The 20,283-nt window shown below is 69.6% G+C and carries 31 protein-coding genes; 30 read left to right on the top strand and 1 reads right to left on the bottom strand.

Features of this window, described 5'->3' with window-relative positions; genetic code table 11:
• The first annotated feature begins 28 nt into the window (after positions 1-28).
• The 27 genes from rplV (at position 29) to truA (ending at position 15,535) form a co-directional block, all read left to right on the top strand.
• Entirely contained in the window at positions 29-487 is a 459-nt protein-coding gene (gene rplV, locus GA0070607_RS16100) for a 50S ribosomal protein L22 (RefSeq protein WP_089018943.1), read from the top strand.
• Complete coding sequence (rpsC, locus tag GA0070607_RS16105; RefSeq protein WP_089018944.1) at positions 487-1,356, top strand: 30S ribosomal protein S3; 870 nt, start codon at positions 487-489, stop codon at positions 1,354-1,356. The genes rplV and rpsC overlap by 1 nt, the downstream gene beginning before the upstream one ends.
• A gap of 3 nt (positions 1,357-1,359) precedes the next feature.
• Complete coding sequence (gene rplP / locus GA0070607_RS16110) at positions 1,360-1,785, top strand: 50S ribosomal protein L16 (RefSeq protein WP_007465292.1); 426 nt, start codon at positions 1,360-1,362, stop codon at positions 1,783-1,785.
• Positions 1,785-2,021, top strand: a complete 237-nt coding sequence (gene rpmC / locus GA0070607_RS16115; protein ID WP_007465283.1) for a 50S ribosomal protein L29 — start codon at positions 1,785-1,787, stop codon at positions 2,019-2,021. The genes rplP and rpmC overlap by 1 nt, the downstream gene beginning before the upstream one ends.
• Positions 2,018-2,296 carry a 30S ribosomal protein S17 gene (rpsQ, locus tag GA0070607_RS16120; protein WP_089018945.1) on the top strand — a complete coding sequence of 93 codons (279 nt, stop codon included), beginning with the start codon at positions 2,018-2,020 and terminating at the stop codon, positions 2,294-2,296. Before rpmC ends, rpsQ begins: the two co-directional genes overlap by 4 nt.
• A gap of 101 nt (positions 2,297-2,397) precedes the next feature.
• Complete coding sequence (gene rplN, locus GA0070607_RS16125; protein ID WP_015619002.1) at positions 2,398-2,766, top strand: 50S ribosomal protein L14; 369 nt, start codon at positions 2,398-2,400, stop codon at positions 2,764-2,766.
• On the top strand, positions 2,763-3,083 hold the full coding sequence (rplX, locus tag GA0070607_RS16130; RefSeq protein WP_172899047.1) for a 50S ribosomal protein L24: 321 nt from the start codon (positions 2,763-2,765) through the stop codon (positions 3,081-3,083). Before rplN ends, rplX begins: the two co-directional genes overlap by 4 nt.
• Positions 3,083-3,649: a 50S ribosomal protein L5 gene (gene rplE, locus GA0070607_RS16135; RefSeq protein ID WP_074314595.1), complete on the top strand. Its 567-nt coding sequence runs from the start codon at positions 3,083-3,085 to the stop codon at positions 3,647-3,649. Before rplX ends, rplE begins: the two co-directional genes overlap by 1 nt.
• 1 nt (position 3,650) lies before the next feature.
• Positions 3,651-3,836, top strand: a complete 186-nt coding sequence (locus tag GA0070607_RS16140) for a type Z 30S ribosomal protein S14 (RefSeq protein WP_089018946.1) — start codon at positions 3,651-3,653, stop codon at positions 3,834-3,836.
• A 116-nt stretch (positions 3,837-3,952) separates the two neighbouring features.
• Positions 3,953-4,360 carry a 30S ribosomal protein S8 gene (gene rpsH / locus GA0070607_RS16145; RefSeq protein ID WP_007465270.1) on the top strand — a complete coding sequence of 136 codons (408 nt, stop codon included), beginning with the start codon at positions 3,953-3,955 and terminating at the stop codon, positions 4,358-4,360.
• A gap of 16 nt (positions 4,361-4,376) precedes the next feature.
• Entirely contained in the window at positions 4,377-4,919 is a 543-nt protein-coding gene (gene rplF / locus GA0070607_RS16150; RefSeq protein ID WP_089018947.1) for a 50S ribosomal protein L6, read from the top strand.
• Positions 4,916-5,305: a 50S ribosomal protein L18 gene (rplR, locus tag GA0070607_RS16155; protein WP_089018948.1), complete on the top strand. Its 390-nt coding sequence runs from the start codon at positions 4,916-4,918 to the stop codon at positions 5,303-5,305. Before rplF ends, rplR begins: the two co-directional genes overlap by 4 nt.
• 33 nt (positions 5,306-5,338) lie before the next feature.
• Complete coding sequence (gene rpsE / locus GA0070607_RS16160) at positions 5,339-5,953, top strand: 30S ribosomal protein S5 (protein ID WP_074314587.1); 615 nt, start codon at positions 5,339-5,341, stop codon at positions 5,951-5,953.
• Positions 5,953-6,135 carry a 50S ribosomal protein L30 gene (gene rpmD, locus GA0070607_RS16165; protein WP_007465262.1) on the top strand — a complete coding sequence of 61 codons (183 nt, stop codon included), beginning with the start codon at positions 5,953-5,955 and terminating at the stop codon, positions 6,133-6,135. Before rpsE ends, rpmD begins: the two co-directional genes overlap by 1 nt.
• Positions 6,135-6,578 carry a 50S ribosomal protein L15 gene (gene rplO, locus GA0070607_RS16170; RefSeq protein ID WP_074314582.1) on the top strand — a complete coding sequence of 148 codons (444 nt, stop codon included), beginning with the start codon at positions 6,135-6,137 and terminating at the stop codon, positions 6,576-6,578. The genes rpmD and rplO overlap by 1 nt, the downstream gene beginning before the upstream one ends.
• A 233-nt stretch (positions 6,579-6,811) precedes the next feature.
• Entirely contained in the window at positions 6,812-8,140 is a 1,329-nt protein-coding gene (gene secY / locus GA0070607_RS16175; protein WP_089018949.1) for a preprotein translocase subunit SecY, read from the top strand.
• A complete protein-coding gene (locus tag GA0070607_RS16180; protein ID WP_007465256.1) occupies positions 8,141-8,794 on the top strand; it encodes an adenylate kinase in 654 nt (217 codons plus the stop codon).
• A gap of 87 nt (positions 8,795-8,881) precedes the next feature.
• A complete protein-coding gene (gene map / locus GA0070607_RS16185; protein WP_089018950.1) occupies positions 8,882-9,733 on the top strand; it encodes a type I methionyl aminopeptidase in 852 nt (283 codons plus the stop codon).
• 98 nt (positions 9,734-9,831) lie between these two features.
• A complete protein-coding gene (locus GA0070607_RS16190; RefSeq protein ID WP_089018951.1) occupies positions 9,832-10,407 on the top strand; it encodes a DUF1707 SHOCT-like domain-containing protein in 576 nt (191 codons plus the stop codon).
• A 303-nt stretch (positions 10,408-10,710) separates the two neighbouring features.
• Positions 10,711-10,932 (top strand): translation initiation factor IF-1, encoded by a 222-nt coding sequence (infA, locus tag GA0070607_RS16195; protein WP_007073013.1) that lies wholly within the window; start codon positions 10,711-10,713, stop codon positions 10,930-10,932.
• A gap of 91 nt (positions 10,933-11,023) precedes the next feature.
• Complete coding sequence (gene rpmJ, locus GA0070607_RS16200; RefSeq protein WP_088952025.1) at positions 11,024-11,137, top strand: 50S ribosomal protein L36; 114 nt, start codon at positions 11,024-11,026, stop codon at positions 11,135-11,137.
• Positions 11,138-11,403: 266 nt separating this feature from the next.
• Positions 11,404-11,784 carry a 30S ribosomal protein S13 gene (gene rpsM, locus GA0070607_RS16205; RefSeq protein ID WP_088950226.1) on the top strand — a complete coding sequence of 127 codons (381 nt, stop codon included), beginning with the start codon at positions 11,404-11,406 and terminating at the stop codon, positions 11,782-11,784.
• An 87-nt stretch (positions 11,785-11,871) separates the two neighbouring features.
• Positions 11,872-12,279, top strand: a complete 408-nt coding sequence (gene rpsK, locus GA0070607_RS16210) for a 30S ribosomal protein S11 (protein WP_007073011.1) — start codon at positions 11,872-11,874, stop codon at positions 12,277-12,279.
• Between the two features lie 13 nt (positions 12,280-12,292).
• The gene (rpsD, locus tag GA0070607_RS16215; protein ID WP_089018952.1) at positions 12,293-12,919 is read left to right on the top strand and encodes a 30S ribosomal protein S4; all 627 of its coding nucleotides are present in this window, start codon (positions 12,293-12,295) and stop codon (positions 12,917-12,919) included.
• 99 nt (positions 12,920-13,018) lie between these two features.
• Entirely contained in the window at positions 13,019-14,041 is a 1,023-nt protein-coding gene (locus GA0070607_RS16220) for a DNA-directed RNA polymerase subunit alpha (RefSeq protein ID WP_089018953.1), read from the top strand.
• A 34-nt stretch (positions 14,042-14,075) separates the two neighbouring features.
• Positions 14,076-14,636: a 50S ribosomal protein L17 gene (gene rplQ, locus GA0070607_RS16225; protein ID WP_089018954.1), complete on the top strand. Its 561-nt coding sequence runs from the start codon at positions 14,076-14,078 to the stop codon at positions 14,634-14,636.
• Between the two features lie 68 nt (positions 14,637-14,704).
• A complete protein-coding gene (truA, locus tag GA0070607_RS16230; RefSeq protein WP_089018955.1) occupies positions 14,705-15,535 on the top strand; it encodes a tRNA pseudouridine(38-40) synthase TruA in 831 nt (276 codons plus the stop codon).
• 53 nt (positions 15,536-15,588) lie between these two features.
• Here truA and GA0070607_RS16235 read toward each other — a convergent pair whose 3' ends face one another.
• Positions 15,589-16,653, bottom strand: coding sequence for a hypothetical protein (locus GA0070607_RS16235; RefSeq protein ID WP_231931073.1), 1,065 nt, complete (start codon positions 16,651-16,653; stop codon positions 15,589-15,591).
• A 102-nt stretch (positions 16,654-16,755) separates the two neighbouring features.
• Between GA0070607_RS16235 and GA0070607_RS16240 the strand changes: the two genes are divergently transcribed.
• The 3 genes from GA0070607_RS16240 to GA0070607_RS16250 all read left to right on the top strand — a co-directional run bounded on the left by GA0070607_RS16240 (position 16,756) and on the right by GA0070607_RS16250 (position 20,112).
• Complete coding sequence (locus GA0070607_RS16240) at positions 16,756-17,361, top strand: class I SAM-dependent methyltransferase (RefSeq protein ID WP_089018957.1); 606 nt, start codon at positions 16,756-16,758, stop codon at positions 17,359-17,361.
• A gap of 41 nt (positions 17,362-17,402) precedes the next feature.
• Positions 17,403-19,082: an ABC-F family ATP-binding cassette domain-containing protein gene (locus GA0070607_RS16245; protein ID WP_089018958.1), complete on the top strand. Its 1,680-nt coding sequence runs from the start codon at positions 17,403-17,405 to the stop codon at positions 19,080-19,082.
• Between the two features lie 67 nt (positions 19,083-19,149).
• Entirely contained in the window at positions 19,150-20,112 is a 963-nt protein-coding gene (locus GA0070607_RS16250) for an aldo/keto reductase (RefSeq protein WP_172899048.1), read from the top strand.
• Positions 20,113-20,283 lie beyond the last annotated feature (171 nt).

The following is a 20,283-nucleotide window of genomic DNA, read 5'->3' on the forward strand; positions in this document are numbered from 1 at the left end:
CGGATAGAGGGAACAAGGGGTTACAGCGATGCCAGGAAAGGGCGACGCTCCGGTGCTTCCGGGCGCGCGGGCGGTTGCGCGGCACGTGCGCATCTCGCCGATGAAGGCGCGCCGGGTGGTCAACCTCGTCCGCGGCCTGCCCGCGAAGGAGGCGCTCACGGTGCTGCAGTTCGCGCCGCAGGCTGCGAGCGAGCAGGTGTACAAGGTGCTCGCTAGCGCGATCGCCAACGCGGAGAACAACGAGCGGCTGGACCCCGACGCGCTGCTCGTCAGCGAGGCGTTCGTGGACGAGGGCCCGACGATGAAGCGGTTCCAGCCGCGGGCGCAGGGCCGGGCGTACCGGATCCGCAAGCGCACCTGCCACATCACCGTGGCGGTCGAGGCGGTCGCGCCGGCAGCGCCGAGGAAGGCCGCGGCGAAGAAGGCCGCCCCGGCCACGCAGGCCGCACCGGCCGAAGCGCAGAGCAAGACGGAGGACGCCGAGTAATGGGTCAGAAGGTTCACCCCACTGGGTTCCGGCTCGGCATCTCGACCGACTGGAAGTCCCGCTGGTTCGCGGACAAGCTCTACAAGGACTACGTCGGCGAGGATGTCAAGATCCGCCGCATGATGTCCAAGGGCCTCGAGCGCGCCGGCATCTCCAAGGTCGACATCGAGCGCACCCGCGACCGGGTCCGGGTCGACATCCACACCGCCCGGCCGGGCATCGTCATCGGCCGTAAGGGTGCGGAGGCCGACCGGATCCGCGGCGAGCTCGAGAAGCTCACCGGCAAGCAGGTGCAGCTGAACATCATCGAGGTGAAGAACCCCGAGTCGGACGCGCAGCTCGTCGCGCAGGGCGTGGCCGAGCAGCTGTCCAGCCGGGTCAGCTTCCGTCGGGCGATGCGCAAGGCCATGCAGTCCGCGATGAAGAACCCGGTCGTCAAGGGCATCCGTGTGCAGGTCTCGGGTCGTCTCGGCGGCGCCGAGATGAGCCGGACCGAGTTCTACCGCGAGGGCCGGGTTCCGCTGCACACGCTGCGGGCCAACATCGAGTACGGCTTCTTCGAGGCCCGTACCACGTTCGGCCGGATCGGCGTGAAGGTCTGGATCTACAAGGGCGACGCCGTCCCGGGCCGGGAGGCTCCGGCCGAGGCCGGTCCGTCCCGCCCGCGTCGTGGTGAGCGCGGCGACCGTCCCGAGCGTCCGCGCCGTGGCCGGTCGGGTTCGTCCGGCACGACGGCTGGTGGCACCGAGGCTGGCCGGGCTGCCGCGACCACCATCGCGCAGCAGGCCGAGACGCCGAGTGGCGAGCCGGTGGACAGCGCAGCTGTCGCCGCCGCGGCTGCTCCGGCAGAAACGCAGCAGGAGGGCTGACAGATGCTGATGCCGCGCAAGCCCCCGAAGGGCTTCCGCAAGCCGCACCACCCGGACCGCAGTGGCGCGTCCAAGGGTGGTAACCGGGTGGTGTTCGGCGAGTTCGGGATCCAGGCTCTCGAGCCGGCGTACGTGACCAACCGCCAGATCGAGTCGGCGCGTATCGCGATGACCCGTCACATCAAGCGTGGCGGCAAGGTCTGGATCACGATCTTCCCGGACCAGGCCCTCACCAAGAAGCCGGCCGAAACCCGGATGGGTTCCGGCAAGGGCTCGCCCGAGTGGTGGGTCGCCAACGTCAAGCCGGGGCGGGTTCTCTTCGAGATGTCCTTCCCCAACGAGCAGATCGCGCGAGAGGCCATGCGTCGCGCGATCCACAAGCTCCCGATGAAGTGCCGCATTGTTACGCGCGAAGTGGGTGAATCCTGATGGCAGCGGGCGTTAAGGCGACCGAGCTGCGTGAGCTCTCCGAAGAGGAGCTGGTCACGAAGCTGCGGGAGGCCAAGGCGGAGCTGTTCAACCTCCGCGTGCAGGCCGCAACCGGGCAGCTGGACAACAACCGGCGGCTGCAGGTCATCCGTCGGGAGATCGCCCGGATCTACACGATCATGCGTGAGCGTGAGCTGGGGCTCTCGGCCGCGCCGACTGAGGTGACTGCATCATGACCGACGAGAACACGACCGCCACCGTGCGGGCTCGCCGCAAGGTCCGTGAGGGCCTCGTGGTGAGCGACAAGATGGACAAGACCGTCGTGGTCGAGGTCGAGGACCGGGTCAGGCACGCGCTGTACGGCAAGATTATGCGCCGGACCAGCAAGCTGAAGGTCCACGACGAGCAGAACGCCGCCGGCACCGGCGACCGGGTCCTGATCATGGAGACCCGGCCGCTGAGCGCCACCAAGCGTTGGCGGATCGTGGAGATCCTGGAAAAGGCCAAGTAGCGAAGGCTCGAGCTCGCCCGGCGTTGCGTCGGGCGTAGGTTCCGCCAGGCTCCGGCCGGCCGCTACGGCGGCCGGAGAACCGGCAGACATAGGAGATAGACGTGATTCAGCAGGAGTCGCGACTGCGCGTCGCCGACAACACGGGTGCTCGGGAGATCCTGTGCATCCGGGTTCTCGGTGGCTCCGGTCGGCGCTACGCGAGCATCGGCGACGTCATCGTGGCCACCGTCAAGGACGCGATCCCGGGTGCCGGTGTGAAGAAGGGCGACGTCGTCAAGGCGGTCATCGTCCGCACGGCCAAGGAGAAGCGGCGGCCGGACGGCTCGTACATCCGCTTCGACGAGAACGCCGCCGTCATCATCAAGGACGGCGGGGACCCGCGCGGTACCCGCATCTTCGGCCCGGTGGGCCGGGAGCTGCGGGACAAGCGGTTCATGAAGATTATTTCCCTCGCGCCGGAGGTGTTGTGACCGTGAAGGTCAAGAAGGGCGACACGGTCGTCGTCATCGCCGGCAAGGACAAGGGTGCCAAGGGCAAGGTCATTCAGGCCTACCCGCGGCAGGACAAGGTCCTGGTCGAGGGCGTGAACCGGGTCAAGAAGCACACCCGCATCAGCACCACCCAGCGTGGCGCCAAGACCGGCGGCATCGTCACCCAGGAGGCCCCGATCCACGTCTCGAACGTGCAGGTCCTGGACTCCGACGGCAAGCCGACCCGCGTCGGTTACCGGATCGACGACAACGGCCAGAAGGTCCGCATCGCGCGTAGCACCGGTAAGGACCTGTGATGACCACGGCTACCGAAAAGACCATGCCGCGCCTCAAGGAGCGGTACCGCAACGAGATCGTGGCCCAGCTGCGTGAGCAGCACAGCTACGGCAACCCCATGCAGGTGCCGCGGCTGGTCAAGATCGTCGTCAACATGGGTGTCGGCGAGGCTGCTCGCGACGCCAAGCTGATCGACGGCGCGGTCCGCGACCTCGCCACGATCACCGGCCAGAAGCCGCAGGTGCGGCGGGCGACCAAGTCCATCGCGCAGTTCAAGCTCCGCGAGGGCATGCCGATCGGCGCGAAGGTGACCCTTCGCGGTGACCGGATGTGGGAGTTCCTGGACCGGCTGCTGTCCATCGCGCTGCCGCGTATCCGCGACTTCCGCGGTCTGGACGGGCGCAAGCTCGACGGGCACGGCAACTACACGTTCGGTCTGACCGAGCAGTCGGTGTTCCACGAGATCGACCAGGACCGGATCGATCGCCAGCGGGGCATGGACATCACGGTGGTCACCACCGCCACGACCGACGACGAGGGCCGGGCGCTGCTCAAGCTCCTGGGCTTCCCGTTCAAGGAGAACTGAGATGGCCAAGAAGGCGCTGATCATCAAGGCGGCCGCGAAGCCGAAGTTCTCGGTTCGCGCGTACACCCGCTGCCAGCGGTGCGGGCGTCCGAAGGCGGTCTACCGCAAGTTCGGTCTCTGCCGGGTGTGCGTCCGGGAGATGGCCCACCGCGGTGAGCTGCCGGGCGTGTCCAAGGCTTCCTGGTAAGGGCGACCGCGTCCCGGCTGTCGGCCGGGAACTCCTGCACCGATTAGGTATTGCTCTTCGCCGTAGGCCCGGGGCCGATGCCCCGGGAACCCCGGCGAGAAAGGCTGACGAAATCCATGACGATGACCGACCCGATCGCAGACATGCTCACGCGTCTGCGTAACGCCAACCAGGCGTACCACGATCAGGTGAAGATGCCCTACTCCAAGATCAAGGCGAACATCGCCGAGGTCCTGAAGGCCGAGGGTTACATCGCCACCTGGTCGGTCGAGGAGCCCGAGGAGGGCGCCGTCGGCAAGCGACTGGTCGTCGAGCTGAAGTACGGCCAGAACCGGGAGCGGAGCCTGGCCGGCATCAAGCGCGTGTCCAAGCCCGGTCTCCGGGTGTACGCCAAGTCGGACGGGCTCCCCCGGGTGCTCGGTGGGCTGGGCGTGGCGATCATTTCGACGTCCCAGGGGCTGCTCACCGACCGGCAGGCCCGCAAGCGGAGTGTTGGCGGGGAAGTCCTCGCCTTCGTCTGGTAACGGGAGACAGGTAGAAATGTCGCGAATTGGACGTAAGTCGATCCCGGTACCAGCCGGCGTCGACATCACGATCGACGGGCAGACCGTCAAGGTCAAGGGCCCGAAGGGCCAGCTCCAGCACACCCTCGCCGAGCCGATCACCATCGAGCGGGCCGAGGACGGGCAGCTGAGCGTCAACCGCCCGAACGACGAGCGCAAGGCCAAGGAACTGCACGGCCTGAGCCGTACGCTGGTAGCAAACATGATCGTCGGCGTGACCGAGGGCTATCGCAAGAGCCTGGAGATCGCCGGCACCGGTTACCGGGTCACCGCCAAGGGCGCGGACCTCGAGTTCGCGCTCGGGTTCTCGCACCCGGTGCTGGTTCCCGCACCGGCGGGCATCACCTTCACGGTGGAGCGGCCGACCCTGTTCCACGTGGCCGGCATCGACAAGCAGCAGGTCGGTGAGGTCGCCGCCAACATCCGGAAGATCCGCCCGCCGGAGCCCTACAAGGGCAAGGGCGTCAAGTACCAGGGCGAGGTCATCCGCCGCAAGGCTGGAAAGGCAGGTAAGAAGTGACCGCCACGCTGCTCAAGCGCCGCCGCGGCGTCGCCGCCAAGCGCGCCGTCGGGCGGGCGCGTCGGCACTTCCGGGTCCGCAAGAACGTCAGCGGTACGGCCGAGCGTCCGCGTCTGGTCGTCACCCGTTCCCTGCGGCACATGGTCGCCCAGATCGTCGACGACACCAAGGGTCACACCCTGGCGTCGGCGTCGTCCCTGGACGCCTCGCTGCGCGGTGCGGAGGGCGACAAGAGCGCCCTCGCCGGCAAGGTGGGCGCGCTGCTCGCCGAGCGGGCCAAGGCCGCCGGCGTCTCCAAGGTCGTCTTCGACCGCGGCGGCAACCGGTACGCGGGGCGAGTCGCCGCGCTTGCCGACGCCGCCCGCGAAGCCGGGCTCGAGTTCTAACAACCCCGTCACGAGAGATAAGGAAGGCTGCTGATGCCAGGTCAACAGCGCCGTGGCGGCGGGTCCGGTGGCAACGAGGGTGGTCGCCGCGACAACCGCCGTGAGGGCGGCCGCGGAAACGCGCCCGTCGAGAAGACCCCGCACCTCGAGCGGGTCGTCGCGATCAACCGCGTCGCCAAGGTCGTGAAGGGTGGTCGTCGCTTCAGCTTCACCGCCCTGGTGATCGTTGGTGACGGCGACGGCACGGTCGGCGTGGGCTACGGAAAGGCCAAGGAGGTGCCCGCGGCGATCGCCAAGGGTGTCGAGGAGGCCAAGAAGCACTTCTTCAAGGTCCCGCGGATCGGTCAGTCGATCCCGCACCCGGTGACGGGTGAGGACGCCGCTGGTGTGGTGCTGCTCAAGCCGGCCTCCGCCGGTACGGGTGTCATCGCCGGTGGTCCGGTGCGCGCCGTGCTGGAGTGCGCCGGTATCCACGACGTGCTCTCCAAGAGCCTCGGCTCGTCGAACCCGATCAACATCGTGCACGCCACCGTGGCGGCCCTGAAGGGGCTTGAGTCCCCCGAGCAGGTCGCGGCGCGTCGTGGTCTGCCGGTGGAGGACGTCGCGCCGGCCGCCATGCTGGCGTCGCGTGCGGGGGTGGCGCACTGATGGCACGTCTGAAGGTCACCCAGCTCCGGTCCGGTATCGGGACCAAGCACAACCAGCGTGAGTCGCTGCGTTCGCTCGGTCTCAAGCGGATCAATGACGTGGTGGTCAAGGAGGACCGGCCCGAGATCCGCGGCATGATCTTCACTGTGAGCCACCTCGTGAAGGTCGAGGAGGTCGAGTAATGACGATCAAGGTGCATCACCTGCGCCCGGCGCCCGGTTCCAAGACCGCGAAGACCCGTGTGGGTCGCGGTGAGGGTTCCAAGGGCAAGACCGCTGGTCGCGGTACCAAGGGTTCCAAGGCCCGCAAGAACATCTCGGCGGCGTTCGAGGGTGGGCAGATGCCCATCCACATGCGCCTGCCGAAGCTGAAGGGCTTCAAGAACAAGTTCAAGGTGGTCTTCCAGGTGGTCAACCTGGACCGGCTCGCCGAGCTGTTCCCGAACGGCGGCCAGGTTGGCCCGCTGGAGCTGGTCGAGTCCGGCGCGGTCCGCAAGGGTCACCCGGTCAAGGTTCTCGGCACCGGGGACCTCGGTGGGGTGGCGCTCCAGGTGTCGGCGCACGCGTTCAGTGCGTCGGCCAAGGAGAAGATCGCCGCCGCCGGTGGCTCCGTCACCGAGCTGTAAGGCGTACGACCCATGGCGCCCGTCCAGTTGTGACCAACTGGCGGGCGCCATGGTCTGCCTGGGGCGTATGCGCCCGGTAATATCGGAATCGGTTTATGTAGCCGGGCGCATCTGCCCGGACCGGGATGGGGCTGTTAGAGTCCCATCCCAGCCATGGATTCCGGGCGCTCGCCCGGGATCCACCCCGACCCGCCAGGGATCACCGGCGGCCCGCCTCGCGCAGGAGGAAGAAGTTGCTGTCCGCCTTTCTCAGTGCGTTCCGTACGCCTGACCTGCGCAAGAAGCTGCTGTTCACAGTAGGCATCATCGCGGTCTACCGGCTGGGTGCCACGCTGCCCAGTCCGGGCGTCTCGTACGGCAACGTCCAGAAGTGCCTCGACACCCTCCAGGGTGAGTCGACGGGTGTGCTGAGTCTGCTCAACCTCTTCTCCGGCGGAGCGCTGCTGCAGCTCTCGGTCTTCGCGCTGGGCATCATGCCCTACATCACCGCGTCGATCATTCTGCAGCTGCTGACCGTCGTGATTCCGCGTCTGGAGCAACTCCGCAAGGAGGGCCAGGCCGGCCAGGCGAAGATCACCCAGTACACCCGCTACCTGACCCTGGGTCTCGGTGTGCTGCAGGCCTCGGCGTTCGTGGCGCTGGCCCGCTCCGGGCAGCTGTTCCAGAACCGCTGCGACCAGTTCCCGATCATCCCCACCGGCACCGGCATCCCGGACTGGCTGACCCTGTCCATCCTGGTGATGACCATGACCGCCGGCACCGGCATGGTCATGTGGCTCGGTGAGCTGATCACCGACCGCGGCGTCGGCAACGGCATGTCCGTCCTGATCTTCACCTCGATCGCCGCGCGGCTGCCCAGCGAGGGCTGGCAGATCAAGACCAGCAAGGGCTGGGACATGTTCGCCCTGGTCATCGCGCTGGTCCTGGTGGTCATCACCGCTGTCACCTTCATCGAGCAGGCGCAGCGCCGCATCCCGGTGCAGTACGCCAAGCGGATGATCGGCCGGCGGATGTACGGCGGCACCTCGACCTACATCCCGCTCAAGGTCAACCAGGCCGGTGTGATCCCGGTCATCTTCGGCTCGTCGCTGCTCTACCTGCCGCAGTTGGCCTTGCAGTTCTTCGACACGACCGACCCGGGCAAGACCCAGGCCTGGATCCAGAACAACCTGGTCAACCCGAGCAGCCCGATCTACATCGCGGTCTACTTCCTGCTGATCATCTTCTTCACGTACTTCTACGTCTCGATCACGTTCAACCCGACCGAGGTCGCGGACAACATGAAGAAGTACGGCGGGTTCGTGCCGGGCATCCGCCCGGGCAAGCCGACGGCCGACTACCTGGACTTCATCCTCAGCCGGATCACCCTGCCGGGCGCGCTCTACCTCGGCGTGATCTCGATCCTGCCGAACTTCTTCTTCATCTGGCTGGACAACCAGCAGTACCAGAACTTCCCGTTCGGCGGCACCGCTGTGCTCATCATGGTCGGCGTCGGTCTGGAGACCGTGAAGCAGATCGAGAGCCAACTCATGCAGCGGAACTACGAAGGGTTCCTGCGGTAGATGAGACTCGTTCTGGTTGGCCCGCCGGGCGCGGGCAAGGGCACGCAGGCCGAGTTCGTGGCCGCGCACCTGTCGGTGCCCAAGATCTCGACCGGGGACATCTTCCGGTCGAACGTCACCCAGGGCACGCCGCTCGGTGTCGAGGCGAAGCGTTACATGGACGCGGGCGAGCTGGTCCCGGACGAGGTCACCATCAACATGGTCCGGGACCGGCTGGCCGAGCCCGACGCCAGCGAGGGGTTCCTGCTCGACGGCTTCCCGCGGACCACTCCGCAGGCCGCCGCGCTGGACAAGCTCCTCGCTGACCTGGGCACCGCACTGGACCTGGTCCTGGAGCTGGTGGTCGACGACGACGAGGTGATCCGGCGGCTCTCCGGCCGGCGTACCTGCCGGGGCTGCGGCAAGATCTGGCACGTCGAGTTCGACGCCACCACCCGGCCCGGCATCTGCGACCGGTGCGGCGCCGAGCTGTTCCAGCGCGACGACGACAAGCCGGAGACCATCGCCACGCGGCTGCGGGAATACAGCGAGAAGACCGCGCCACTGGTCGACTACTACGGCGCCCAGGGCAAGCTGGTCGGGATCGACGCCACCGGCCCGGTGGAGGACGTCACCACCCGGGCCATAGACGCGCTGCGGTCGTACGGCGGCTGAGGTCCGGCCGGGCCACGGCGGATAGAGTGCGATCAGCGGGGTACGTGCGACGTGCCCCGCTGATCGGCAACGAAAGGTGATCGGTCCATGCGTCGTCCCCAGCTGGACATCCAGCTGAAGACCCCTGACCAGATCGAGAAGATGCGCGCCGCCGGGCTGGTGGTGGCCGAGGCGCTGCGCCGGATGCGCGAGGCGGTGGCCCCCGGCGTCAGCACCGCCGATTTGGATTCCATCGCCGAGTCGACGATCCGCGAGGCGGGTGGCGTCCCGTCGTTCAAGGGCTACCACGGCTTCCCCGCGTCGATCTGCTCCTCGGTCAACGAGCAGATCGTGCACGCCATCCCCTCGCCGAAGCAGGTGCTGCGGGACGGCGATCTGATCTCCATCGACTGCGGCGCGGTGCTGAACGGGTGGCATGGCGACTCCGCGATCACCGTCGCGATCGGTGACGTCGACCCGGCGCTGCTCAAGATGGCCGAAGTGGCCGAGGATGCGATGTGGGCCGGCATCGCCGCCGCGGCGCGCGGCGCGGCCAGCGGCAAGGGGCGGCTCACCGACATCTCGCACGCGGTCGAGAGCGCCGTCCGCAAGGGCGGCAGGTACGGCATCGTCGACGGCTACGGCGGGCACGGTATCGGCACGGAGATGCACCAGGACCCGCACGTGCTCAACCACGGCCGGCCGGGCAAGGGTCCGCGGCTGGTCCCCGGCATGGCGCTGGCCATCGAACCGATGATCACCATGGCGTCACCGCGCACGGTCGAGCTGGCCGACGGTTGGACGGTGGTCACCCGCGACGGGTCGGTGGCGGCGCACGTCGAGCACTCGATGGCGCTGCTGCCGGACGGCGTGTGGGTGCTCACCGCGTTCGACGGCGGCCGTGCCCGACTGGGCGACCTGGTCACCGCTCGGCAGCCGGCCGCCTCGACCGCGTCCTGACCTCTGGGGGCCCGCAGCCCATCCACTGTCGACCCTGGTGGATCAAGGGGGCCGGCCGGGTATGACGCCGCTGGCGTGACGGTGGCATGCTTGCCGGCATGGACGGGCGGGACGGGATGCGAGCGGCGGACGCGGACCGTGAGGCGGTGGCCGAACGGTTGCGGGTGGCTCTCGGTGAAGGCCGACTGGACCTGCACGAGTACGACGAGCGGCTGCAGCGGGCCTACGCCGCCCGCACCTACGCCGAACTGGACGCCCTGCTCACCGATCTGCCACCGGTGGCGCCCCCGGAGCGCTCGACGCTGGCGCCGGTCACCGCACCGACCGCCGGGCCGCTGGACGGCGGTGCGCAGGGCCAGCCCGTCCCGGCCGGGGGCGTCGCCGCCCGCTGGCTGGCCGAGATGTGGTTTCCGTACCTGAAGGTGATCGCCATCGTGGTGACCATCTGGGCGGTGACCTCGGTGCTCAGCCGGGACCTGCTCTACTTCTGGCCGGCCTGGGTGGCCGGGCCGTGGGGCGCGGTGCTGGTGGTCCACACGGTCACCGGGATCGCCGGGGGAGAGCCCCGGCGCCAGGCCATCGAGCGGGAGCGCCGGCGCGCGAAGCGGCAGCGGCGCCGGGAGTTGCGCGCCGGCGAACCGGACGAACGGGACGAACCGCGACCGGCCAGCTGACCCGCGGGCAGGGGGCGGAGCCGATCCGGCCGGACCGGCCGACGGTGCCCGGACGGATATCATCGGGGTCCCGGACGGGGGAGCGGCGCCCGACACGGCGGTGCGGTGGGTGGCCGGTTTGGCGACCGCCCGCAGGCCGGCGTACACTTTCTGATCGGCGCACAGCGTCCACTCCGGCATGCCCACCCTGCGCTTCGGTGGGTGCTGGAGCCGCGGCTGGCGCGGGCTTTCTGATCTTGGTCAGTTACCCGTGTAAGACGTTGTGGGCCGCCCGGAGCAATCGACGTCAGGACAGCGGAGGACATGCCGAAAAAAGACGGAGCCATTGAGATCGAGGGTCGGGTCATCGAGCCCCTGCCGAACGCCATGTTCCGGGTGGAGCTCGCGAACGGCCACAAGGTGCTGGCTCACATCAGCGGCAAGATGCGGCAGCACTACATCCGCATCCTGCCGGAGGACCGGGTCGTCGTCGAACTCTCGCCGTACGACCTGACCCGCGGGCGCATCGTCTACCGCTACAAGTAGTCCTGACGGCGGCCGGGAAGTCCCGTGTCCGTCTTCGACGTCCGGTCTCGCGCTGCGCGCGTCCCCGGGCCAGATGGGAAGTAAGGCAACCGTGAAGGTCAAGCCGAGCGTCAAGAGGATCTGCCAGAAGTGCCGGGTTATCCGCCGGCACGGCCGGGTCATGGTCATCTGCAGCGACCCGCGCCACAAGCAGCGCCAGGGCTGACTCAGCCCGTCCGGCCGTAACACCGCCGGGTGGCGTTGGTCCAGGCAGATCCCCAGCGACACACACATCACACATGCTCGTCCCAGCCACGAGTGGTACGCGAGACGTACTCCTGCGTGGCTGACCCCCGGTCGGAGGCCGGGGCCCGCTCGGGCAGCGACCGATCCCGGTCGCCGGCGCTCACCGCGTCGGAAAGACGGGACGGCCGGTAGCGGGATGGGACGGGTCCACACCTCCGCCACACATCACGAGGAGTACGCCCGCACATGGCACGTCTAGTCGGCGTGGATCTCCCCCGCGAGAAGCGGATGGAAATCGCGCTCACCTACATCTTCGGGCTCGGTCGCACCCGCGCCCAGGAGACACTCGCCGCTACCGGCATCTCGCCGGACAAGCGCGCTCGGGACCTCACGGACGAGGAGCTCGTGCAGCTCCGCGACCACATCGAGGGCAACTACAAGGTTGAAGGCGACCTGCGCCGCGAGGTCGCCGCTGACATCCGCCGCAAGGTTGAGATCGGCTGCTACGCCGGCATCCGGCACCGCCGGGGCCTGCCCGTGCGTGGCCAGCGGACCAAGACCAACGCGCGGACCCGCAAGGGCCCGAAGCGGACCGTCGCCGGCAAGAAGAAGCCCGGCAAGAAGTAGTTCTTAACCGGATGACGGGGGCGGCCGCCGCCGAGGTAGGGCAGGCCGCAACCCAATCCGGAAAGTCAACTAGGAGCGCACAGACTTATGCCACCGAAGGCTCGTGCCGGAGCCGCTGTAAAGAAGGTCCGGCGCAAGGAACGCAAGAACGTCGCCCACGGGCAGGCGCACATCAAGAGCACCTTCAACAACACCATCGTGTCCATCACGGACCCGACCGGTGCGGTCATCTCCTGGGCCTCCGCGGGCCAGGTTGGCTTCAAGGGCTCCCGCAAGTCGACTCCGTTCGCCGCGCAGCTGGCCGCCGAGGCCGCCGCGCGTCGGGCCATGGAGCACGGCATGCGCAAGGTCGACGTGTTCGTCAAGGGCCCCGGCTCCGGCCGGGAGACCGCCATCCGTTCGCTGCAGGCCGTGGGCCTCGAGGTCGGGCAGATCTCCGACGTCACCCCGCAGCCGCACAACGGATGCCGTCCGCCGAAGCGTCGCCGGGTCTGAGAGGTAGAGAGAGATGGCTCGTTACACCGGTGCTGACTGCCGCCGTTGCCGGCGGGAGAAGATGAAGCTGTTCCTCAAGGGCAGCAAGTGTGATGGTCCGAAGTGCCCGTTCGAGTCCCGGCCGTTCCCGCCCGGGCAGCACGGCCGCGGCCGCACCAAGGAGACGGAGTACCTGCTCCAGCTCCGTGAGAAGCAGAAGGCCCGCCGTGTCTACGGCGTGCTGGAGAAGCAGTTCCGCGGTTACTACGAGGAAGCCGTTGGCAAGCAGGCCAAGACCGGTGAGGTCCTCCTGCAGATCCTCGAGTCGCGGCTGGACAACGTCGTTTACCGGGCCGGCTACGCCCACTCGCGGGACATGGCCCGCCAGCTGGTCAAGCACGGTCACTTCACGGTGAACGGCAAGAAGGTCGACATCCCGTCGTACCGCGTCAAGGAGCACGACATCATCGAGGTTCGGGGCAAGAGCAAGGAGCTCACCCCGTTCATCGTGGCGCAGGCTCAGGCCGGTTCGCGGGCGGTGCCGGCCTGGCTCGAGGCAATCCCGAGCCAGATGAAGATCCTGGTGCACTCGCTCCCGGCCCGGCAGGTCATCGACACGCAGGTCCAGGAGCAGCTGATCGTCGAGCTCTACTCCAAGTAGTCGGAGCTCGTTGCGGTGGCCCGCCCTCCGGGGCGGGCCACCGGAACAGTTTGTGTCGTGGGCGTCAAATAGCGGGCGTCCCGGAAGAGAAGAGAAAACATGCTCATCAGCCAGCGACCCTCCCTCTCCGAGGAGTCGATCAACGAGACCCGGTCGCGGTTCGCCATCGAGCCGCTGGAGCCGGGCTTCGGCTACACCCTGGGCAACTCGCTGCGGCGCACGCTGCTGTCGTCGATCCCGGGTGCGGCGGTCACCTCGATCAAGATCGACGGCGTGCTGCACGAGTTCACCACCATCCCCGGTGTCAAGGAGGATGTGGTCGAGCTCGTCATGAACATCAAGGAGCTGTGCGTCAGCTCCGAGCACGACGAGCCGGTCAGCATGTACCTGCGTAAGCAGGGCCCGGGCGACGTGACCGCGGGTGACATCCAGCCCCCGGCCGGCGTCTCCGTGCACAACCCGGATCTGAAGCTCGCCACCCTCAACGGCAAGGGCCGGCTCGACATGGAGCTGACCGTCGAGCGGGGCCGGGGCTACGTGACGGCGGCGCAGAACAAGCAGTCCGGCGCCGAGATCGGCCGGATCCCGGTCGACTCGATCTACTCGCCGGTGCTGAAGGTGACCTACCGCGTCGAGGCGACCCGCGTCGAGCAGCGCACCGACTTCGACCGGCTGATCATCGACGTCGAGACCAAGCCGTCGATGGGCCCGCGTACCGCGCTTGCCTCCGCCGGTTCGACGCTGGTGGAGCTGTTCGGTCTGGCCCGGGAGCTGGACGAGACCGCCGAGGGTATCGACATCGGGCCGTCCCCGCAGGACGCCCAGCTGGCGGCGGACCTCGCCCTGCCAATCGAGGAGCTGGACCTCACCGTCCGCTCCTACAACTGCCTCAAGCGCGAGGGCATCAACACCGTTGGTGAGCTCATCGGGCGTACCGAGGCCGACCTCCTCGACATCCGCAACTTCGGTCAGAAGTCGATCGACGAGGTCAAGATGAAGCTCGCCGGGATGGGTCTGGGGCTGAAGGACTCGGCCCCGAACTTCGACCCGGCGCACGTCGTGGACACCTTCGGCGAGGCCGACTACGACACCGACGACTACCGCGAGACCGAGCAGCTCTAGTCCGCGCTGCCGCCACAACTGAGGAGCACCAAGCATGCCCACGCCCACCAAGGGCCCCCGCCTCGGCGGCAGCCCCGCGCACGAGCGGCTGATGCTGGCCAACCTGGCCACCGCGCTGTTCCAGCACGGCAAGATCAAGACCACCGAGACGAAGGCCCGGCGGCTGCGTCCGCTGGCCGAGCAGCTCATCACCAAGGCCAAGCGCGGTGACCTGGCCGCCCGGCGGCGGGTGCTGGGCGTCGTCAAGGACAAGGACGTGGTCTACGCCCTGTTCGACCAGATCGCGCCCCGGTACGCCAACCGCCCCGGCGGTTACACCCGGATCGTGAAGACCGGTCCGCGCAAGGGTGACAACGCGCCGATGGTCGTCATCGAGCTGGTGGAGGAGCTTCAGGTCGCCGAGCCGAAGGCGAACAAGAAGACCGCCGCCCGCAAGGCCGCGCAGCAGGACAAGGTCGAGGCGCTCGCCCCGGCGGACGAGACCCCGCGGTCGGAGAACTCCGACCAGGACGCGGAGGCGCCGGTCTCGGCGTCCGGCGACACCGCCGAGGCGCGCGAGGACAGCGACCTCGCCACCGAGGAGAACAAGGCCTGATCTCGGGCATCGTTCGGGCCCGGCACCCCCTCGGGGTGCCGGGCCCGACCCGTAACAGGAGGTACGAGGTGGACGAGCGGATCCGGCTGCGGCTGGATGTCTCGTACGACGGCACCGGCTTCTCCGGCTGGGCCGCCCAACCGACCCGGCGCACCGTCGCCGGGGTGCTCGTCGAGACCCTTGACCTGGTACTCGGCGCCGGCACGGCCACCGGTTTGACCGTGGCCGGGCGGACCGACGCGGGGGTCCACGCCACCGGGCAGGTCTGCCACCTCGACCTGCCCGTCGAGGTGTGGCGGCAGCACGAGGGCCGGCTGCTGCGCCGGCTGGCCCGGCTGCTCCCCACCGACGTCCGGGTGCGGGAGATGACCGAGGTGCCGGCCGACTTCGACGCCCGGTTCTCGGCCACCTTCCGACGCTACGAGTACCGGGTCACCGACGCCCGGTACGGCGCGGAGCCGCTGCGCCGGCACGAGGTGCTGGCCTGGCCGCGGCCCCTGGACCTGGCGGCGCTGAACGCCGCGGCGGCCGGCCTGGTCGGGGAGCACGACTTCGCCGCGTACTGCCGGCGCAAGGAGAACGCGACGACGCTGCGCGAGGTGACCCGGCTGGACTGGCGCCGCGACCCGGACGGCATCCTGGTCGCGACGGTGCAGGCGGACGCGTTCTGCCAGGCGATGGTGCGCAGCCTGGTGGGGGCGATGCTGGTGGCCGGGGACGGCCGCCGCCCGGTGGAGTGGCCGGGCACCCTGCTGACCCGCCGGGAGCGGTCCAGCGAGGTGACCGTGGCCCCGGCGCACGGGCTGACCCTGGTCGAGGTGGGGTACCCGGCCGATCCGACCGAGTACGCCCGCCGCGCCGACCTCACCCGCCGGCTGCGGGTGCCCGTCGAGGGCTGACCGCGCCGAGCGCGGACTGTCCTTTCACGGTGACCGCCGACGGCGGGGTGCGGTCAGTCGCCAGGTAGTTCGCCGTCGCCTGTGGTGCCGCTCTGGGTGCCGCCGCTCTCGGTCGGCCCCGCCGTCGGTTGCCCAGCCGTGCCGCCATCGGCCCGCCGCTGCAGCACGCCCCGGCTGAGGTGCAGCTCGATCATGTCGAACAGGATCTCCCGGATCGTGGTGTCGCCGGACTTGACCGCCACCCCGTCCGTGCGGACCACCAGCGCGTACGCCAGGTAGTGGCCGCGGACCTGCCAGCCGACCCGGGCCGGGGCCGTGGACACCACCTCGGTGCCGTCGCCTTCCTTGCCGACCAGGCCCCGGAACCGGCCCTGCCGCTCGTCGAGCAGCTGCCGGATCCGGTCCCGGGCCCGTTCCGCGCTCACCTTGTCGGTGAGGTTGAACAGCCCGGTGGTGACCAGGTGGTCGCCGCCGGGGGCCCGCAGCGTGGCCCGTACCACCTGGTTGCAGCCGAGCCGGACCAGCAGGTCGGCCACCTCGCCGGTGGCGGCGACGGCGCAACTGCCGCTCGAGTGTGTCCTGACCACCTGGTAGCTCGGCTGGCCGTCGGTGACCTTCAGCTCCTTGCCGGGGAAGAGCTCCTTGGCGGTGAGCGGGGCCTGATCGGTGTCCCGGGAGTCGAGGTCCTGGCGTTCTTCCACGGGGGCGGACGCGGCGACGTTCGGCTGGTACGTAGGGGTGGCGTCCGGCTGTGGGTCGCGATCCACCAGCAGCGCGGCGGCGCCCAGGCCGCAGAGCGCGAGGAGGACCAGGACGGCCGCGCCGCCGATCAGCACCTGCCAGAGCCGGCCGCCACCGCGCCGGGAGGTCGGCTCGATCGGCTCCGCCGAGGTGTAGACCTGCTCGCGGGGCGGGGCAGGCGGGATGTCGGCACGGGTCGGTGGCGGAGCGGACGACGGCAGCGCGATCTGGTTCGTCCGGCGCAGCGACGGGGTGGGGAAACGCGACGGAGAGGGCCCGGCCGGCGGCGGCGGACCCGCGCCGGGCACGGACAGGTCGGACCCGTCATCCGGGTACTCCACGAAAGCGTCCTCATCGGACTCGTACCGATACACCATGTCGCCCAGACTAGGAGTCATTGTCCCTTTAGGGGGTAATAATGGGAAATGTGGGTGTGGGCCGCGTCGGGGCGTGCCGGGACCGATGCGAGAATTGCCGGCGTGACCGGCGACCACTACTTCACCGCTCAGCCCGCCAGCGACGCCCCGCCGCGCGAGGTCGAGTTCTCCGTCGCCGACCGCGACTACCGGCTCGCCTCGGCCGGCGGGGTCTTCTCCGCCAGCCGTCTCGACCCGGGCACCGCGGTGCTCCTGCGCAAGGCCGAGCTGCCCACCACCGCCACCACCGGCGACCTGCTCGACCTCGGCTGCGGATTCGGGCCGATCACGTGCGTGCTGGCCGACCTGGCGCCGGCGAGCACCGTCTGGGCCGTCGACGTCAACGCCCGGGCCCGCGAGCTGACCACGGCCAACGCGGCGCGGGTCGGCGCCGGCGACCGGGTCCGGGTCAGCGCTCCGGACGACGTGCCGGCGGAGATCCGCTTCGCCCAGCTCTGGTCCAACCCGCCGATCCGGATCGGCAAGGAGGGGTTGCACGACCTGCTGTTGCGCTGGCTGCCCCGGCTCGCCCCGGACGGCGTCGGTTGGCTGGTGGTCGCCCGGCACCTCGGTGGTGACTCGCTGCACGGCTGGCTCACCGACCAGGGCTGGCAGGTTGAGCGGCACGCCAGCCAGAAGGGCTTCCGGGTGCTGCGGGTCACCCGGTAATTGGATGTACCTTCCGACCCTCGCTGGGGCAGGATCCCGGCGTGGGATACGTGGACGTGGCAGCGGTCGGGCACATCCTGCCCGACGGTCGGGAACTCTTCGCCGACGTGTCGTTCCGGGTCGGGGAGGGCGGCAAGGTCGCTCTGGTCGGGCCGAACGGCGCGGGTAAGACGACACTGCTGCGGATGGTCGCCGGTGACCTGCCGGTGCGTACCGGCGCCGTCGCGCGGGCCGGCGGACTGGGCGTCATGCGCCAGTTCATCGGCATGATCGGCGACGAGTCGACACTCGCCGACCTGGCGCTGTCACTCGCCCCACCGCCGCTGCGCGAGGCCGGCCGCCGGCTCGGCGAGACCGAGACGGCCATGCGGGCGGCCGAGGTCCGCGGCAAGTACAGCACCGCCGCCGGCAAGGCACAGCTGGCGTACGCCGACGCGCTGGGCGCCTGGGGCGAGGCCGGCGGGTACGACGCCGAGGTGCTCTTCGACACCGTCGCCACCATCGTGCTCGACCAGCCCTGGGACGCCGTCCGGGACCGACCCGTGCGCACCCTCTCCGGTGGACAGCAGAAGCGGTTCGCGCTGGAGCTGCTGCTGCGCGGCCCGGACGAGGTGCTGCTGCTCGACGAGCCGGACAACTTCCTCGACGTGCCCGGCAAGCGCTGGCTGGAGGCGCGGCTGCGCGAGTCGGCCAAGTCCGTGCTCTACGTCTCGCACGACCGAGAGCTGCTGGCCCAGACCGCCGACCGGGTGGTCGCCGTGGAGGGCGGCAGCGCATGGGTGCACCCGGGCGGCTTCGCCAGCTGGCACGAGGCGCGGGTCGCGCGGCACGCCCGCCTCGACGAGCTGCGCCGGCGCTGGGACGAGGAGCACCAGAAGCTCCGCGAGCTGATGCTGATGTACAAGCAGAAGGCGGCGTACAACGACGGGCTCGCCTCGCGGTACCAGGCCGCGCAGACCCGGCTGCGCAAGTTCGAGGAGGCCGGGCCGCCGCCCGTACCGCCGAAGGACCAGGACATCCGGATGCGGCTGACCGGCGGGCGGACCGGCAAGCGCGCGGTGGTGTGCGAGCAGCTGGAGTTGGACGGCCTGACCTACCCCTTCGACCTGGAGATCTGGTACGGCGACCGGGTGGCGGTGCTCGGTGCCAACGGCACAGGCAAGTCGCACTTCCTGCGGCTGCTGGCCCGGGGCGGCACCGACCCCGACCCGGCGAACGGGCCGGTCGACGGCGCGGGGGCGCTCGCCCCGGTGACACATGACGGCAAGGCTCGGCTCGGTGCCCGGGTGCGCCCGGGGCACTTTTCCCAGACCCACGACCGGCCCGAGCTGATGTCGAAGACGCTGGTCGAGATCCTCTGGCGGGGCGACGAGCACCGGACCGGCATGGACCGGCACGCGGCGATGGGGGTGCTCAGCCGCTACGAGCTGGCCGGGCAGGGTGACCAGCGGTTCGGCACCCTCTCCGGCGGGCAGCAGGCCCGGTTCCTGGTGCTGCTGCTGGAGCTGTCCGGGGCGACCCTGCTGCTGCTCGACGAGCCCACCGACAACCTCGACCTGGCCAGCGCGGAGGCCCTCGAAGCGGGCCTGAACGCGTTCGAGGGGACGGTGATCGCGGTCACCCACGACCGCTGGTTCACGCGATCCTTCGACCGGTTCGTGCTTTTCCGGGGCGACAGCGAGGTGGTGGAGACCCCGGAGCCGGTCTGGGACGTCGCCTGAGCCGAAAGGAAGGGTCCCTTGTTAACGCCAGGCGTTAACAAGGGACCCTTCCTTCGCTGGGCATAGAGTGGATCTCGTGACTGAGATGACCTATCGCCGGCTGGGCGACTCCGGGCTCGTGGTGTCCGTGGTCGGCATCGGCTGCAACAACTTCGGCCGGAAGCTCGACCTCGACGGCACCCGCGCTGTGGTGGACGCCGCCCTGGACGCCGGTATCACCCTGTTCGACACCGCTGACATCTACGGCGAGCCGCAGGGCAGCTCCGAGGAGCTGCTCGGGCAGGCGCTCAAGGGGCGCCGGGACGACGTCGTGGTGGCCACCAAGTTCGGCATGGACATGAACGGCCTCAACGGGCCGGACTTCGGCGCCCGGGGATCGCGGCGCTACATCGCCCGCGCGGTGGAGGCGTCGCTGCGCCGGCTCGGCGCCGACCACATCGACCTGTACCAGATGCACGAGCCCGACCCGGGCACGCCGATCGACGAGACCCTCGCCGCCCTGGACGACCTGGTCCGTGACGGCAAGGTGCGCTACCTGGGCAACTCCAACTTCGCCGGCTGGCAGATCGCCGACGCGGACTGGGTCGCCTCGTCCAACGGCCGGGCCCGCTTCATCAGCGCGCAGAACCACTACAGCCTGGTGGAGCGCTCGGTGGAGGCCGAGGTGATCCCGGCCTGCGAGCGGTTCGGTCTCGGCATGCTGCCGTTCTTCCCGCTCGCCAACGGCCTGCTCACCGGCAAGTACAAGCGTGAGGCGCAGCCGCCGGCCGGCAGCCGGCTCTCCGGCGGTGGCCGGTACGCGGAGCGACTCGCCGCCGCCGACTGGGACACCATCGAGGCGATCGAGGCGTACGCGGCCGAGCGGGGGTTGACCATGCTCCAGGTGGCGATCGGCGGGCTGGCCGCCCAGCCGGCGGTGACCTCGGTGATCGCCGGAGCCACCACGCCCGAGCAGGTGCTCGCCAACGCCGCCGCCGGCACCTGGGAACCCACCGACGAGGACCTGGCCGCGCTGCGCGCCATCCTCTGAGCCGGAGGGCGGGCTGCTCCTGATCCACTCGTGTTCCCTGACGTCGGGGTGACCTGTCACCCGGGACACCGCGACTTCAGGGACGCCGAGTGGATCAGTCGTTCGGCGTACCGGTGCGGCGGCGACCGAGCAGGATCTCCGCACCACGGATATGAGGGAGGTCCCTCCCCG

This window comes from Micromonospora coriariae (assembly GCF_900091455.1).
Lineage (GTDB): Bacteria > Actinomycetota > Actinomycetes > Mycobacteriales > Micromonosporaceae > Micromonospora > Micromonospora coriariae.

Bases quoted from the DNA above. Each gene is read 5' to 3' on its own strand.
- GA0070607_RS16220 (WP_089018953.1), top strand. From the start codon at position 13,019: ATGCTCATCAGCCAGCGACCCTCCCTCTCCGAGGAGTCGATCAACGAG.
- rpsM (WP_088950226.1), top strand. From the start codon at position 11,404: ATGGCACGTCTAGTCGGCGTGGATCTCCCCCGCGAGAAGCGGATGGAA.
- infA (WP_007073013.1), top strand. From the start codon at position 10,711: ATGCCGAAAAAAGACGGAGCCATTGAGATCGAGGGTCGGGTCATCGAG.
- rplE (WP_074314595.1), top strand. From the start codon at position 3,083: ATGACCACGGCTACCGAAAAGACCATGCCGCGCCTCAAGGAGCGGTAC.
- map (WP_089018950.1), top strand. From the start codon at position 8,882: ATGCGTCGTCCCCAGCTGGACATCCAGCTGAAGACCCCTGACCAGATC.
- rplO (WP_074314582.1), top strand. From the start codon at position 6,135: ATGACGATCAAGGTGCATCACCTGCGCCCGGCGCCCGGTTCCAAGACC.
- GA0070607_RS16140 (WP_089018946.1), top strand. From the start codon at position 3,651: ATGGCCAAGAAGGCGCTGATCATCAAGGCGGCCGCGAAGCCGAAGTTC.
- GA0070607_RS16190 (WP_089018951.1), top strand. From the start codon at position 9,832: ATGGACGGGCGGGACGGGATGCGAGCGGCGGACGCGGACCGTGAGGCG.
- rpmC (WP_007465283.1), top strand. From the start codon at position 1,785: ATGGCAGCGGGCGTTAAGGCGACCGAGCTGCGTGAGCTCTCCGAAGAG.
- rpsQ (WP_089018945.1), top strand. From the start codon at position 2,018: ATGACCGACGAGAACACGACCGCCACCGTGCGGGCTCGCCGCAAGGTC.
- rpsK (WP_007073011.1), top strand. From the start codon at position 11,872: ATGCCACCGAAGGCTCGTGCCGGAGCCGCTGTAAAGAAGGTCCGGCGC.
- rpmD (WP_007465262.1), top strand. From the start codon at position 5,953: ATGGCACGTCTGAAGGTCACCCAGCTCCGGTCCGGTATCGGGACCAAG.
- rplP (WP_007465292.1), top strand. From the start codon at position 1,360: ATGCTGATGCCGCGCAAGCCCCCGAAGGGCTTCCGCAAGCCGCACCAC.
- GA0070607_RS16235 (WP_231931073.1), bottom strand. From the start codon at position 16,653: ATGGTGTATCGGTACGAGTCCGATGAGGACGCTTTCGTGGAGTACCCG.
- GA0070607_RS16180 (WP_007465256.1), top strand. From the start codon at position 8,141: ATGAGACTCGTTCTGGTTGGCCCGCCGGGCGCGGGCAAGGGCACGCAG.
- rplF (WP_089018947.1), top strand. From the start codon at position 4,377: ATGTCGCGAATTGGACGTAAGTCGATCCCGGTACCAGCCGGCGTCGAC.
- rplQ (WP_089018954.1), top strand. From the start codon at position 14,076: ATGCCCACGCCCACCAAGGGCCCCCGCCTCGGCGGCAGCCCCGCGCAC.
- rpsH (WP_007465270.1), top strand. From the start codon at position 3,953: ATGACGATGACCGACCCGATCGCAGACATGCTCACGCGTCTGCGTAAC.
- rpsC (WP_089018944.1), top strand. From the start codon at position 487: ATGGGTCAGAAGGTTCACCCCACTGGGTTCCGGCTCGGCATCTCGACC.
- rpsD (WP_089018952.1), top strand. From the start codon at position 12,293: ATGGCTCGTTACACCGGTGCTGACTGCCGCCGTTGCCGGCGGGAGAAG.
- rpsE (WP_074314587.1), top strand. From the start codon at position 5,339: ATGCCAGGTCAACAGCGCCGTGGCGGCGGGTCCGGTGGCAACGAGGGT.
- rplV (WP_089018943.1), top strand. From the start codon at position 29: ATGCCAGGAAAGGGCGACGCTCCGGTGCTTCCGGGCGCGCGGGCGGTT.